Annotated in this window: 11 protein-coding genes, 1 pseudogene and 1 other annotated feature; of the genes and pseudogenes, 10 read left to right on the top strand and 2 right to left on the bottom strand. The window is 47.0% G+C overall.

The window, feature by feature from the left end:
- The first annotated feature begins 83 nt into the window (after positions 1 to 83).
- Positions 84 to 337 (top strand) — a binding site (T-box leader).
- Positions 338 to 419: 82 nt separating this feature from the next.
- Positions 420 to 2,858, top strand: coding sequence for a leucine--tRNA ligase (gene leuS / locus AB4Z17_RS10430; RefSeq protein ID WP_441959661.1), 2,439 nt, complete (start codon positions 420 to 422; stop codon positions 2,856 to 2,858).
- 40 nt (positions 2,859 to 2,898) lie between these two features.
- Here the strand turns inward: leuS and comER are convergent, their stop codons facing one another.
- Positions 2,899 to 3,738: a late competence protein ComER gene (comER, locus tag AB4Z17_RS10425; RefSeq protein WP_441959659.1), complete on the bottom strand. Its 840-nt coding sequence runs from the start codon at positions 3,736 to 3,738 to the stop codon at positions 2,899 to 2,901.
- Positions 3,739 to 3,933: 195 nt separating this feature from the next.
- Here comER and AB4Z17_RS10420 point away from each other — a divergent pair, with 195 nt between their 5' ends.
- From AB4Z17_RS10420 to holA, 7 genes and pseudogenes are all read left to right on the top strand, one after another.
- Positions 3,934 to 4,494, top strand: a complete 561-nt coding sequence (locus AB4Z17_RS10420; RefSeq protein WP_441959657.1) for a ComEA family DNA-binding protein — start codon at positions 3,934 to 3,936, stop codon at positions 4,492 to 4,494.
- An 80-nt stretch (positions 4,495 to 4,574) separates the two neighbouring features.
- Positions 4,575 to 5,634 (top strand): annotated as a pseudogene (locus AB4Z17_RS10415) (O-acetylhomoserine aminocarboxypropyltransferase/cysteine synthase family protein).
- A 97-nt stretch (positions 5,635 to 5,731) separates the two neighbouring features.
- Positions 5,732 to 6,262, top strand: a complete 531-nt coding sequence (locus AB4Z17_RS10410) for a deoxycytidylate deaminase (protein WP_076266860.1) — start codon at positions 5,732 to 5,734, stop codon at positions 6,260 to 6,262.
- 110 nt (positions 6,263 to 6,372) lie between these two features.
- Entirely contained in the window at positions 6,373 to 8,958 is a 2,586-nt protein-coding gene (locus tag AB4Z17_RS10405; protein WP_441959655.1) for a DNA internalization-related competence protein ComEC/Rec2, read from the top strand.
- Positions 8,959 to 9,339: 381 nt separating this feature from the next.
- Positions 9,340 to 9,888 carry an RNA polymerase sigma factor gene (locus AB4Z17_RS10400; RefSeq protein ID WP_053376850.1) on the top strand — a complete coding sequence of 183 codons (549 nt, stop codon included), beginning with the start codon at positions 9,340 to 9,342 and terminating at the stop codon, positions 9,886 to 9,888.
- Positions 9,885 to 10,850 carry an anti-sigma factor family protein gene (locus AB4Z17_RS10395; RefSeq protein ID WP_441910462.1) on the top strand — a complete coding sequence of 322 codons (966 nt, stop codon included), beginning with the start codon at positions 9,885 to 9,887 and terminating at the stop codon, positions 10,848 to 10,850. The genes AB4Z17_RS10400 and AB4Z17_RS10395 overlap by 4 nt, the downstream gene beginning before the upstream one ends.
- Before the next feature lie 259 nt (positions 10,851 to 11,109).
- Positions 11,110 to 12,144 (top strand): DNA polymerase III subunit delta, encoded by a 1,035-nt coding sequence (holA, locus tag AB4Z17_RS10390; protein WP_441959653.1) that lies wholly within the window; start codon positions 11,110 to 11,112, stop codon positions 12,142 to 12,144.
- A gap of 160 nt (positions 12,145 to 12,304) precedes the next feature.
- On the opposite strand, the gene rpsT is transcribed toward holA, so the two are convergent.
- Positions 12,305 to 12,577 carry a 30S ribosomal protein S20 gene (rpsT, locus tag AB4Z17_RS10385; protein WP_053376847.1) on the bottom strand — a complete coding sequence of 91 codons (273 nt, stop codon included), beginning with the start codon at positions 12,575 to 12,577 and terminating at the stop codon, positions 12,305 to 12,307.
- A gap of 217 nt (positions 12,578 to 12,794) precedes the next feature.
- Here rpsT and gpr point away from each other — a divergent pair, with 217 nt between their 5' ends.
- Together gpr and spoIIP are read left to right on the top strand one after the other, a co-directional pair.
- Positions 12,795 to 13,802: a GPR endopeptidase gene (gpr, locus tag AB4Z17_RS10380; RefSeq protein WP_441910460.1), complete on the top strand. Its 1,008-nt coding sequence runs from the start codon at positions 12,795 to 12,797 to the stop codon at positions 13,800 to 13,802.
- Between the two features lie 204 nt (positions 13,803 to 14,006).
- The gene (gene spoIIP / locus AB4Z17_RS10375) at positions 14,007 to 15,260 is read left to right on the top strand and encodes a stage II sporulation protein P (RefSeq protein ID WP_441959651.1); all 1,254 of its coding nucleotides are present in this window, start codon (positions 14,007 to 14,009) and stop codon (positions 15,258 to 15,260) included.
- Positions 15,261 to 15,266 lie beyond the last annotated feature (6 nt).

Genomic DNA, 15,266 nt, shown 5'->3' with positions numbered 1-15,266 from the left:
ATTATAAACCGTTTGGAGTTCAAGTTCGTTCTCTTGACACCGAACCGTGTGATCTTTATAATCGAAACTAACGATTTTATGCATATGGAGCGTTGAAGAGGAACAGTAATTTCGTTTGTCAGGCCTAGAGAGCCGGTGATTTATGGTGGAAGCCGGACCTGCAGCGAAATGAAGCTCGCCTTGGAGCTGTGCGATTAACGAAAGCGATGTTTACGAAACATCGTTTACGCGAAAATCACCGTTTGGCCCGCGATAAGGGCGACAAGTGAGCGATCGGCAAAGCATGTCTTTCGCTAACTAGGGTGGTACCACGGGAGAACAACCTCTCGCCCCTAGCGATAATTCGCTAGGGGCGAGAGGTTTTATGTTTTTTTGTACAATTATGCATTCAGCATTTATTTGAGAGAGGATATGAGCACATGAGTCAAGAACAGCAATTTCACGGCTATAACCCGCTTGTTGTGGAGCCGAAATGGCAGCAATTTTGGGATAAAAACAAAACGTTTCAAACGACAGAGGATGCTGAAAAACCAAAGTTTTACGCATTAGATATGTTTCCATATCCATCTGGAGCTGGCTTGCATGTAGGACATCCCGAAGGGTATACAGCGACAGATATCGTGTCTCGCTACAAAAGAATGAAAGGTTATAATGTCCTTCACCCGATGGGCTGGGATGCGTTCGGATTGCCTGCTGAGCAGCATGCGCTAGATACAGGAAAGCATCCGCGCGATATTACGTTTGTAAACATCGATAATTTCCGCAGACAAATAAAATCACTTGGCTTCTCATACGATTGGGATCGCGAGATTAGTACAACCGATCCTGAATATTATAAATGGACGCAATGGATTTTTATCCAATTGTACAACAGAGGACTCGCTTATGTTGCTGAAGTATCAGTTAACTGGTGTGAAGCTCTTGGAACGGTGCTTGCCAATGAAGAGGTTATTAACGGCCTAAGCGAGCGGGGCAATCATCCCGTTGTTCGCAAGCCTATGCGTCAGTGGATTTTGAAAATTACGGAATACGCGGATCGTCTGTTGGATGATTTGGAAGAACTGGACTGGACAGAAAGCATTAAGGATATGCAGCGCAACTGGATTGGAAAATCCAAAGGAGCTGAGGTTACCTTTGAGATTGACGGTCATGATTCCGCTTTGGTCGTATTTACGACTCGTCCAGATACATTGTTTGGCGCGACTTATTGCGTACTCGCTCCTGAGCATGAGCTTGTTGCAAAAATCGTAACGGCAGAGCAAAAAGAAGCAGTTGAAGCTTATCAACTGGCAGCATCGCGCAAGAGTGATTTGGAGCGTACTGATTTGGCGAAAGACAAGTCAGGCGTGTTCACAGGAGCTTATGCCATTAATCCCGTTAATGGCGTGAAAACACAAATCTGGATCGCAGATTATGTTCTTGCTGGTTATGGAACGGGTGCTATTATGGCTGTTCCAGGTCATGACGCTCGCGACTGGGAATTTGCTAAGCAATTTGATTTGCCAATCGTTGAGGTTGTTCAAGGCGGAGATGTTACGAAGGAAGCTTATGCAGGCGACGGCATTCATGTCAATTCCGATTTCTTGAATGGTTTGACGAATGAAGAAGCGATTGCGAAAATGATAGAGCATCTGGATGCATCGGGCAAAGGCAAAGGGAAAATCACTTACCGACTGCGCGATTGGTTGTTCAGCCGCCAGCGCTACTGGGGTGAGCCGATTCCGATCCTTCACTTGGAGGATGGTACGATGAAGACTGTTCCTGAGGATCAGCTTCCGCTTCTGCTGCCTGATGTTGATGCTATCACTCCTTCAGGAACAGGGGAATCACCGCTTGCCAGCGTTACGGAATGGGTGAATACGATCGATCCTGAAACGGGCATGAAGGCTCGCCGTGAAACGAACACGATGCCGCAATGGGCTGGCAGCTGCTGGTACTACCTGCGCTTCATCGATCCTAAAAACGACAAACAGCTTTGTTCGCCAGAGAAGCAAAAGCAATGGCTGCCGGTTGACCTTTACATTGGTGGCGCTGAGCACGCTGTTCTGCATCTGCTTTACGCTCGTTTCTGGCACAAGGTGCTTTATGATATCGGCGTTGTAGATACAAAGGAGCCGTTCCATAAGCTTGTCAACCAAGGCATGATCCTTGGAAACAACAACGAAAAAATGTCCAAATCGCGTGGAAATGTTATCAATCCAGATGATATCGTAAACGAGTTTGGCGCAGATACGCTTCGTATGTACGAAATGTTTATGGGGCCGCTTGAAGCAACGAAACCTTGGAATACCAATGGTGTGGAAGGAACATATCGTTTCCTTAACCGTGTATGGCGTTTGTTCGTGAACGAGGACGGCAGCTTGAATGCCAAAATCGGCAATGGCGAAACGAGTGATGCATTCAAGCGCATATGGCATCGTTCAATCAAAAAAATTACGGATGATTATGAGGGACTTCGTTTCAACACCGTAATCAGCCAGCTCATGATTTTTGTAAACGAAGCCTACAAAACAGATGTGCTTCCGCAAGCAGCAATGGAGCAATTCGTTCAATTGATTTCTCCAATTGCGCCGCATATCGCGGAAGAGCTATGGGAGAAGCTGGGACGCACGGATTCGCTTACGTATGCAGCGTTCCCGACGTTCGAAGAAGCTTGGACGGTCGATCAAGAGGTTGAGATCGTCGTACAAGTAAATGGTAAAATCGCAGATCGCATCTCCATTGCAGCTGATATGGACGTTGCTGAGATGGAAAGCATAGCGAAAGAACTTGAGAAGGTGCAAGAGCTGATTGCCGGCAAAACAATCCGTAAAGTCATTGCGGTAAAAGGCAAGCTAGTCAATATCGTTGCCAATTAAGACAAACAGAAGAGGTGAGCGGGCATTAGCTGAAGAACAGCTATTGACCGTTCACCTCTTCGCCTATAAAGGCGGTCGAAACCTTGACCACATCTTCATCGAACTTTGCATGTGTCGTACGGATGAGTTGATTGAATACTCCTTCTGTCTCGCGGCGCAGCAGGTTTAGCGCTTTGGCTGTAATGCCGCCAGGGACGGCAACTCTCTCTTGCACCTCTGCTGGTGTAAGGCCGCCTTCGGTCAGCAGCAAGCCGGTTCCGAGCAGCATGGCGCTTGCAACACGCAGCGCTTCATCACGGCTTATACCCGTTTCTTCAACCGCAGCATCAACAAATTGCTCAAGCAGGAAAGACATAAAAGCTGGTCCGCAGCTTGAAATGTCGGATACGATGCGTGTGTAATTCTCATCTATTCGCAGCGGCTGACTAATATGGGATAATAAGTCCTCCAGTTGAGCCATATCTTTCTCATCAATCGTTTCCCCATAAATACAAAGCGATGCTCCGCTCCATACATAATTTGTAATGCTCGGAATAACCTTAGCTACCTTGCAATCGAGTTCCCCTTCTAGATGAGAGATAAGGACAGGACTCGTTATAGATACGACAATCTGGTTTGGTCGAATAGTTGCCTTCAAATCATCGACCACTTTTTTGAACTCCAAAGGCTTTACGCACAAAAAAACAATATCGCAGCCGTAAGCAGCCGCAGCATTCGTATATTCGGCTCTCATGCCGGAATAACGGTTGGCCAAGGCTTGCGCTTTTGCAAAGGTGCGGTTGCTGACGGCAATTTGTTTTGGTGATAATGCACCAGATGCGATCAAAGCTTCAATGAGCAGGCTTCCCATTGTGCCCGTCCCGATAAATCCGACATTCATGCTGAACCCTCCTATAGGTTTGGCGCGCGCATAACCTGCTTTAATTTGTAGAGAAAGGTTATATGCGAACAAATCCCGAGTGAAAATTTCAATAGCCGTACTCATTTCGTGTGCTCTCTTACCTTATTCCGCAGGACTTGTTTCATATGTCACTAATTACCAAAAAAATCGTCGCTTTCAAAGGAGAGTGAAGAAGTGAAGCCTTTAACTGGAACGATTTCTAGCAAAGCCATTATATTTACTTTTATTTTAATACTTGCTGCAGCTATATTGCTGGCAGCTGCTTTTTTGGAGCCTAAGCAGCCGGAAACAGGTGATTGGGTACCTTTAAACGATGCTGTGAAATCTGCAGTCGCTGCAATTGAGGCAGCAGATACGGGTGAAGAAGACGTAAAGAACAAGAAGGATACTGAGATGATCTCGGAAAAGGAGCAAGAAGCATCAGCTGCGGGTGTTGATCATCGGAATGAGCCGGATGGGAAAGCTGCTCTAAATGAAGATACGATTGTATCCACTGCGCCAGCAGCACCAATTGCTAATGCGGGCATGGATGATGCAGCAAAGCTTGATATCAACCGTGCAACGGAGACGGAACTTGATGATTTGAAAGGAATCGGACCGTCAAAAGCAAAAGCAATTATTGAAGATAGAGAAAGAAACGGCAAATTTGCGACCGTTAATGATTTGCTCCGTGTCAAGGGAATTGGTGAAAAACTATTAAAAGGATTGGAAGACAGCATTGTAGCTCGTCCATAATTGTGAGAGAATGGAAAGAAGCGGACATTTACAACTTCCGTTTGCCATTATCTATTAACTCATTTGAAGGAGTCGAGAAAATGTCAGAACAACGCAAGCTTTCCCTTGACACACTATCCGTCCACGGAGGTCAGCAAATCGATCCGACTACGTTGTCGCGCGCGGTACCTATCTACCAGACGACATCTTACGGATTCAAAGATACAGATCATGCAGCGAATCTATTTGCATTGCAGGAATTTGGAAATATTTACTCCCGAATTATGAACCCGACATCGGATGTTTTTGAGAAACGTGTAGCTGAATTAGAGGGTGCTCCGGCAGCATTGGCAGTTGCTTCTGGTCAATCGGCTATTACATACGCGATTCTAAATATTGCAGGAGCTGGCGATGAGATCGTTTCATACATTCCCGAGCCCTTACTTGTGCAGACCGATTGAACATGGAGCAGACATTGTGGTGCATTCCGCGACCAAGTTTATCGGCGGACATGGAACATCAATCGGCGGTATCATTGTAGACGGCGGCAAGTTTGACTGGAAAGCCAGCGGCAAATTCCCAGGTCTTACTGAGCCGGATCCAAGCTACAATGGCGTTGTTTACACCGATGCAGTTGGCCCTGTCGCTTATATCATTAAAGCTCGCGTCCAATTGCTAAGAGATATGGGTGCTGCCATTTCACCTTTCAACTCCTTCCTATTGCTTCAAGGACTTGAGACGCTGCATCTTCGGATGGAACGCCACAGCTCAAACGCGCAAAAGGTAGCTGAATATTTGGAAGGCCATGAAGCGGTTGAGTGGGTTAGCTATCCAGGACTTCCAAGCCACCCGTCCTATGACCTTGCACAAAAATATTTGCCGAAGGGCAAAGGCGCAATTATGACATTTGGCATTAAAGGCGGAGTAGAAGCGGGCAAGAAAGTGATCAACTCCGTTCAGCTATTCTCGCATTTGGCGAATGTCGGTGATTCCAAGTCGCTAATTATTCATCCAGCAAGCACAACACATCTGCAATTGTCTGAGGAACAGCAAGCTAATGCGGGCGTTTCTCCAGGCATGATTCGTCTATCGATTGGTACAGAAGGCATTGATGATATTTTGGCGGATATTGAGCAAGCCATTGCTGCCAGCCAAGCCTAAGCCTAAACGCTTTAGTAGGAAGCTTTAACGAAGAAATATACGATAAATAAATGCAACCAGAGATCATCAGATGCAGCATGAGAGAGGAAGTTGAGTTATGAGCACCCAAACGAAGGATGCCGACCGCAAGGACTGGGACACCTACTTCATGGATATTGCCTATATGGTTTCGACGCGCTCGCGTTGTCCGCGCAGACATGTTGGAGCTGTTCTTGTACAAGGAAAAAAACTGCTTGGCACAGCGTATAACGGTGCTCCGATGGGCGTGCAGGATTGTCTCGAGGCAGGCTGCATGATTTCGGAGGAAGTTGAGATGAAGCTGGTCGACGGCAAGGAGCAGCCATTCAAGAAACAACGCTGTATTCGAACGATACATGCGGAGCAAAATTTGCTGCTGTTCACCGATCGTACCGATCGCGAAGGCTCAACCGTTTATGTAACCGACCAGCCTTGCTGGACATGCGCTAACATGCTCGCGAACAGCGGCGTTATCGAAATCGTCTATCATCGGAGTTATCCGAAAGACAGTGAAAAGGTGAGCAATATGATGGCCCAGAAAGGTATTGTTTTCCGTTGTTTGGATCATTACGAGCCACCTGCTCAGGCGCATATGGATGTAACATCATAGCGTTGTTCATGAAATAGTAGAAACGAGGAGGAACCTCTGATTGCATCTTTTGATGCGACAGAGGTTCTTTTTTTTGTTATGAGGCTTTTGCGAATTGGAGGGAGCTAGAGGTGAATCGACGTCCTTTAATTTGGTTTGCGATTTGTTGGGCATTTGGGGGCGCGGCTGCTGCCGGTTTGAACAGCAGCGGCGTTTGGCTTGCGGCGGGAGCGGGAATATTGCTCGCAACCGCCGCAGTGCTTGGCAAGCAAGCGACGTGGCAGCTCGCGGCGGCTTGTGCTTTGGCAGTGTGCCTTGCCGCAGGAGAGCGGTTATGGGCGGATGCCCGCAACGTGACTGCGCTGCCAGCACTGCTTGCCGCCGCTGAGGCGGATGGACCGCGAGCTGCGTATGCGGCGGAAGCGGAGGGCGTTATTGTGTCGGCGGTGGAGGTCGACGGCGACCGCGCGATGTTTCGCGTGGAGGCGCACAGCATCCACGTTCAAGGTGAAGCCGCTGCGCAGCCGCTGCGCGAGCGGTTGATCGTGCATGTCCGGCTGATGGAACAGCCGGAGCAGGCTATCGCCGCGGCTTGGCAGCGCGGCGCCAAAGTGCGCCTTGCCGGCGAGCTTACGCGGCCGGCTGGCGCATCCAATAGCGGCGGATTTGATTACCGCCGCTACCTCAGCAGCCAGAGAATCCACTGGCTGCTGAAAGTGAAGGGCACCGCCGCCGTAAAGCCGGCGCCGGGCCCCAAGTGGACCGCGGCCGCGCTGCTCGGCCGCGTCGACAGCGCGCGCGCATGGCTTGGCGCGCAGATGGAACAGCTGTATCCGTCCTCGCAGTCCGGATACATGAAGGGGCTGGTCCTCGGCATTCGCGAGGACCTCGATCCAGAGCAGTTCCAGCAATTTTCAAGGCTTGGTTTAACGCATATTTTAGCGATTTCGGGCCTCCATGTTGCTGTATTCCTTTATGCGCTTAGCGGACTGCTGCGCGTCGCACGTATAAGCCGCGAACGAATGCTGCTCATCCTCATGTTGTCCGTTCCCTTGTATGTGCTGCTTGCCGGCGCTTCCCCTTCGGTTGTCCGCGCAGGTCTAATGTCCGTTCTTGGGCTATTGGCAGCCCGGATGGGCAAGCTGAAGGATGGGCTGCATCTGTTAGCTGCTGCTGCGGTGCTTATGCTTATTTATGATCCCTATTTTATCGAGGATGTCAGCTTTCAGCTGTCGTTCATTGTAACGATCGGTCTGATTGTCGGAGTCCAGCCTGTACGGCAAGCAATGCCGAGGTGGCGCAGAGGAAAATCGCTGCTTGATCTGGCAGCGGTTACGCTCGTAGCGCAGATTGTTTCTTTTCCATTGACGATTTATTATTTCAATCAGTTTCATGTGTTGTCTATGCTCGCGAATTTTGTGCTCGTTCCGTTCATCAGCTTTATCGTTATGCCGCTTGGCGCAGTATCTCTTCTGCTTGCGATACCTTGGGAGGGCGGCGGCAAGCTGCTGGCCTATTTCTCGCATTTCGCGAATGAATGGACGTTTGCTTTCGTCGAGCAGCTGTCCGAAGTGGATTCATTAAGGACGATTTGGGCAACTCCGCCTCTTTGGTGGGTGGCAGCTTGGCTGATTATATTTGGTGTCATATTTCGGATTTTGCGCAGTTGGACGATGCAAATCGCTGCGAAACATGAGGAAGAAGCAGCGACCATAGAGGAGACAGTTGCAATTGGAGCGGTTCATCCTTACATAGTGGTTAAAGAAAACAGTAAAAAGCTAAGGACTAGCCTATATCTGCTGTTAGCGTTAGTTTTGATTATGATTTTTTATGCCTTTAAGCCGGATTTATTTAACCGTCAGGCAGAGGTTAGTTTTATTGATGTTGGTCAAGGCGATGCTGTACATATCCGAACACCCGGCGGCAAGCATATTTTAATCGATGGCGGAGGTACGATGAGCTTCCGCAAGCCGGGAGAAGAGTGGAAGGAGCGGAGCGACCCTTTTGAAATTGGGGAAAAGGTGCTTGTGCCTTTACTAATGAAAAGAGGCGTGCGCGAGATTGACATCCTCGTCATTTCACATTTGGATAGCGATCATATCCGTGGTTTAAAAGCGGTTTTGGAGACAATTCCAATACGCAGCATTTGGTGGAATGGAACGGTGAAGGAAGCAGATGATGCTCAGCAGCTAATTAAGCAGGCACTTGCGCTGGGAATTCCAATGTACAGCGCGTCTGCGGGCATGAAGCAGCAGGTAGATGCAAATACGAAGATAAGCGTTCTGTGGCCCTTGGCGCAAAAAGAGGAAGCGGTGGCTCACCTTGAGGAGCAGAATGAAGCCAGTGTTGTGCTTAGTGTTCAGCTTTTTCAGTCGGTCTTCTTGTTTACCGGTGATATTAATGCAGCCACGGAACGCGCCATTATACGAAATGAGCGGCAGCAAAATATAATGGATTCAAATGAAAAGACTGTCTCCGTTATGAAGGTTGCACATCATGGCAGTCGTTTTTCAACAAGCGCAGAGTGGCTCGATTATTGGGATACTCTTGGAGCAGTAGCTTCTGTTGGAGCAACAAACACCTACGGCCATCCTAGTCCAGATGTAATTTCTCGATTAAATCAAGCGGGAACCGCTTTGTGGCGAACAGATCGTGATGGCGAGGTACGGTTTATTGTAACCAGCCAAGATTTATTTACGTATACAAAAATTAAGTAGGGCGGGTATCGAAAAAATGGGAATAGAAAGCCTTGCCTTCATATTTCCGTACCTAAATTCGCATAGCATATGAAAATCATTCATACTTAGGAATAAAGAAGTCGAGCCGTTTTCAGAGGTTTTCGACTTCTTTCTATATACGAGTTAGTTGAAATTTGGTATCCTTTAATGTGGAGTTTATTTCGATTCTTTCACAGCATAGCGAGTATCTGTAAATTTTTTATGGTTTTTTCCTGCTTCGTGCATTCAAGACGGTCCGCTTGGGGACAATCGCTCTGCTTGTTAAAACTTACTAAAAAAAATAAAGTAATATTTCTAATTTATCTGCAACTTTTACCGCAACCAGTTCGTCAGAATGGTTGCAAGAGAGGGGGATCCTTCGTGGTGGAGCCGGAGCTTATAAGAGCCGCTCAGTCGGGAGATCGCGACGCTTTAATTACTCTATTGCGAGAGATTGAAACGCATGTTTATCGGACAGCCTATTATATATTAAATAATGAACAGGATGCCCTTGATGCAGCGCAAGAAGCGCTAATTCGCATCTATACAAAAATAGGCTCGTACGAAGAAAAAGCGCAGTTCAAAACATGGATTCAACGTATTGTAACCAACATTTGCATTGACAAGTTTCGGAGAAATAAACCGACCGTCTCAATAGATGAGCACGACATGGTATTCCACGAAAAACAAAACGTGGAGGACGAGGTAATGTCTGCTTACGCTGTTAAAGACATTCAAGCCGCTATCGACAAGCTTCCTGAGCATCATCGTGCGGTCGTCGTCCTTCGGTATTTACAGGATTTCTCTTACAATGAAATTGCAGATTCGCTCGATTTGCCGCTCAATACAGTGAAATCCTATTTATTCAGAGCTAGGCAACAGCTGCAGACTTTACTCCATGATTATCAGAAAGGTGGTGTCCGGGGATGAATTGTCAAGAGGTGATGGAACTAATGCAAAGACAGCTAGACAACGATCTCGATGAAAGCGAAATCGAAGTCTTGATGAATCATACTAGACAGTGTCCGGACTGTGCAGCCATGTTCGAGCGGTTACAGCTATTGTCCGCCGAGCTTACCAGTTTGCCAAAAGTTATGCCGAGCTATAGCTTAGTCGATGCGATTATGCCTCAATTAGAGCGGATGGAACTGTTTGGTCAGGCTGAAGCGGAACCGCCATCCATGGTTAGCAGAACGGAAGCAACAAAACGTCTTTCGAAGCGTCAACGCCGCTGGCCGTCCATGCGCATTATGAGTGGTGTGATCGCAGCCGGAATCGTTGCAGGGCTGTTTCTCGTAACGTATAATTCAGGCTCGATTGGCGATATGAATGCATCACAATCTTCAGCCAAGCGATCGAATAACGTCGCGGCTGATATGATGAACGATACGCCAGTGGAAATGTCTTATAAAGCGAGCGCTAACGGTGCTGAAGACCCAGAAGTGAAGACAGAAACGGCAAAAAAAAGTGATGAAGCCGATTCATCGCCATCGTCCAAGAGTACCGCAATAAATCCTTTAACCAATGAAGACAAAGCGCCTGATGGTGGGTCATTTGAGGATGGCTCAATCAAGGGCTTAACTTCGAATCCTTCTGAAGGGTTGGTTGAAAACGAAGGCGAGAATGGTTTGGGTGCGAATGCGAACAGCACGGCAACGGTTTCACCCGATGGCCTTTATAGCGGCAAGGCTGACAATTTTAAAATTAAAGTAGTTGCTGCTGCCGATCAATCTGTCGTCTTCACATCACCGCGCAAAAACGGTGAGCTGCTCAATCTGGCCTGGTCTGAGGACAGCAAAAAGCTGACCTACGAGGTTCATGTTGAACAAGGAGCAATTGAGAAGTATGTGATCGATTTATCTACGCTGACGGAGCAGAAGGCAGGGCATTAACTTGGAAACTGCTCGCTTCAGCACAKATTGCGGTCTGCAAAAATTAAGGGTTATTACGCACATTTACATCGATTTATGCGTATAATGTTAGCAGCGATAGTGTCTGCGACGAATCCTTAACGTCGTATGACCATCCGCAGGGCGGTACCATGGACCTGCCTGCGAATGTTTATATAGATGTTCGGCAAAGGGATGAGGCTTTATATGGCTCATCCCTTTGTTGCCGTCTAATTGTACTTACTCGTGACGAGGTGAAGGTATGGATGCAAAGGAAGCATTAAAAGAAATAAAGGGCGGACGCTTCCGTCCCATTTATGTGCTGTATGGCAAGGATCGTTATCGGCTGCAGCAATTTATTAACGTATTGACCGAGGCGATGTTTACAGCTGAGGAGCGAGAGCTTGGCATTGTTAAATTTGATACAGCGGAAACCTCGATTGAAGAAGCGGTTCTTGAAGCGGAAACATCGCCTTTTTTTGTGCAGCGGAAGCTGATTTTGATACGAGATGCGACTGTGCTGTGTGCTGGAGGCAAGGAAGGCGGAAAGCTTGAGCATCGTCCTGAGAAGCTGATTCAGTATATGGAGTATCCTTCAGAGACATCCATTATCGTTATTTCTGTCCAATCAGAGAAGCTGGATGAACGTCGAAAGCTTGTAAAAACGTTAAAGGATCGTCATTCCTTAGTTCCGTTCCCTGAACTCGATGCGGTTCAGCTTAAGCAATGGATGATTAAGCGGGCAACAGATCAACATAGAACCTTGTCTTCAGATGCGGCTGAGCTGCTCCTATCACGCGCTGGAGCGAATATGCAGCAATTGTCGCAGGAAGTGGACAAGCTGTGCTTGCATGCGGGAACAGGCGGTGTCATTGATGTAGAGACGGCATCTATGCTAACTGCAGCAACAGTTGAAGAGGACGTATTTGCGCTTGTGGATGCGATCGCTGAGCTTCGCATTGACAAGGCAATTCGTCTGTACAGAGAATTGCTGGTTCGTCGTGAAGAACCGATTAAGATCGCCGCTCTTATCGCTAGGCAGTTAAGAATCATGCTGCAAATCAAAGAGCTGGAGCAGCATCACTATTCCCCTCAGCAAATGGCTGGCCAATTAGGATTGCATCCATACGCAGTCAAGCTTGCCGCGGAGAAAAGCCGGAAATTTCAAGTGGCTAGACTTGGCAGGCTGCTGGCTTCACTTGCAGATCTCGATTATAAAATGAAAACCGGAGCAATTGATAAAACGCTCGGTTTAGAGCTGTATTTGCTTTCACTTGGCATGGAGAAGGGCGCATAGCGTTCTTTCCATTGCCTTTTTTTATGTGAAAAGCAAATAAGCAGCATGGAACAACAAAAAAGCTTCACCGCTCGATAAGAGCAGTGAAGCTTTTTTGATGTGCTAAACGAATTTCAGTTGACCAGATGGACAACGTCATTCGTATGAGCGGTTATCTTGCTTAGGCTTGAGCCGAAAGGGCATTCAGACGTTTAGCAAGACGAGATTTTTTGCGGGAAGCCGCATTTTTATGAATCAGGCCTTTAGTTGCTGCTTTGTCCAACTTTTTCGTTGCAGCGATAAGAGCTGCTTTAGCAGCATCTACATCAGTGCCAGCGATAGCTTGGTCAGCAGATTTAACGGCCGAACGAAGTGCGGATTTTTGGGATGCATTCAAAGCACGACGCTTTTCACTTGTTTTAACGCGTTTAATCGCGGATTTAATATTTGGCATGGAATTCACCTCCTAAACTGTTTACAACGGTTTATCTACATCATAAACCTAGACAACACAACTTAAAGTATATTATCATGCCACTCCTCAAAAAGCAATAGCAGGAAGCTCCTTATAAAAACTGTATTCCGTAAGGATGAAGGCTCATCTACGAGTATGAAAATAATCCATCTGCAAACAATAACATCAGAACTGGTGTTTGAAGGGAGAATGAGCTATGGAGAACGAACTTGATTTGCAAAAATATAATGTTAGAACAGACTTGGCGCTTGAAGCGAAGGAGATGGCAGAGGCGCCAAGCGGCGGGCCTATACCAGGCATACAATCCGAAACTTCGGAAGATGAAGGAATAACGATTACGCAGCTGCATGTACAAAACGAACAAGGCGCTCAGGCCATTGGCAAAATGCAAGGGCATTATGTGACGATTGAGGTTCCGGAGCTGCGAAAAGGGGATACGGGGCTGCAGGATAGGGTGGCGACACAGTTTGCCAAACATTTTGAAGCTTTCCTTGAACGGTTGTCCATAAATAAAACAGCGCGAGTTCTAATTGTAGGTTTAGGCAATTGGAATGTTACGCCTGATGCTCTTGGTCCAATTGTTGTTGAGAATGTAATGGTCACTCGTCATTTTTTCGAGCTGATGCCTGATCAAGTGGCGCCTGGTTATCGCGCGGTAAGTGCGGTAGCGCCTGGAGTGCTTGGCATAACGGGTATTGAATCCAGTGAAATCGTTCAAGGTATCGTTGAGAAGACGAGTCCGGAACTCGTCATTGCTATTGATGCATTAGCATCTAAAGCATTAGAGAGAGTGAATACAACGATCCAAATTGCAGATACAGGCATTCATCCGGGCTCTGGCATCGGGAATAAGCGAAAAGGGCTTACAAAAGAAATTTTAGGTGTCCCGGTCATTGCGATCGGAGTGCCTACCGTTGTTTATGCTTCGACCATCGTCAACAACACGCTTGAGATGATGAGCAGTCATTTTAAGAAACAAAGCGCAAACTCGGATCAAATTTTAGGTTTGGTAAATCAGATGGAAGAAAACGAGAGGCTGCAGCTCGTCAGGGAAGTGCTCAGCCCGCTTGGCCATGATCTGCTGGTTACGCCAAAGGAAATTGATGAATTTATAGAGGATATCGCCAACATTATAGCAAGCGGACTAAATGCATCGCTGCACGAAGCGGTTGATTCAAGCAATGTTGCTGCGTATACGCATTAAATTCCTATGATAATTAAGAAAGAAGCTTTCTAAAGGCATAACCTTTGGACAGCTTCTTTTTTTTGCGCGATTCGCTATTTTGTATCCCTATAACTCTATCAACGCTAATTATTCCACATAGATTTGGTTCTATGAACTCTATCACTCTCATAGTTTAGTAGTGACTAATGCGGCTAGCACTATGAAGCGGGAGGTAATAAACCAATGAAAAGAAAAATTATGCTGCTTGATATAGGGAAGGAAAGTAGACGAGTGAGACAATTGCTAGTAACGGGACGTACATTCGCGTTGCTCTCATTTTGCTCAATGGTATTTTTTATTTTGTTAGGAGCAGCGGGTATGGCGCATCAGCAAACGACAGCTTCGCCTGTAAATTCAATGAAAGGTTTTGCTGCTGCTGTATCGAGCGGTTTTTTTGGGGATATGCTAGAGATGGAGATGCCTGCATTTCAAAGCAGTCGGGAAACAGATACTTTTACTTCAAAGCAAATTAGTGCGTTTCTTATGCGAGCTTTAACAGATATTAATCCTAACGATCCCAAAAGCTTGCTTGCAGGCGAGCTGCCTGGCATGGGGGTTAATGATGCTTACTTAATTCGCAAGGGCATCGGTACGGATACAGCGGTGGGGCCGGAAGATAATGCACCGATTACATATGATCCGCTTGGCGAATTGCATGAGGATACAGGAACAGATGTATCGAATAATGGGGCGACAGAAGGAAATGAGGAGGAGCCGCTGCCGGTACAGACAGACAAGCCATCTTCAGGAACTGGCGAAGGTGATAACGGGGAGCCGGCGAAACCTACGACTGGCGGAAAAAAAGTGGCTTTTATCTATCACTCGCATAATCGCGAATCCTGGTACCCTGAACTGACAGATAAAAAGAAAGACCCGAATTCTAGTACAAAAAATATTACGCTGGTTGGCAAACGGCTTGCCCAGAAGCTGGAGGAGAAGGGTGTAGGCGCACAGCACTCGAACACTGATTATCCAACGGCGATTAAAGGATATGATTGGAACTATTCTTATAAATATTCGATGAAAACGGTGAAAGAAGCCATTGCCAGCAACAAGGATTTGAAGTTTTTCTTCGATCTTCACCGAGACTCGCAGAGGCGGAAAGAAACGACCATCGATATTGATGGCAAAAGCTATGCGCAGGTTTATTTCATTATCGGCCATAAAAATCCCAATTGGGAAAAAAACGAAGCCTTTGCGACTAAAATTCACGAAGCGCTCGAAAAAAAATATCCAGGCATCTCTCGCGGTATTTGGGGCAAAACAGCCTCATCAGGCAATGCCGAATACAATCAATCGCTAGCTGAGGATAATGTGCTTATTGAGGTAGGGGGCGTAGACAACACCCTCGAAGAGTCCTATCGAACAGCGGATGCGCTGGCAGCAGTTATTTCCGAAATTTACTGGGCAGACGAGAAGGCATCAACAAAAAAGTAGGAGGGG

The sequence above is a fragment of the Paenibacillus sp. TAF43_2 genome, from assembly GCF_052113545.1.
GTDB lineage: Bacteria > Bacillota > Bacilli > Paenibacillales > Paenibacillaceae > Pristimantibacillus.
The sequence above is the reverse complement of the archived record's forward strand: the minus strand, read 5'-3'. Positions and strand labels throughout refer to the sequence as shown.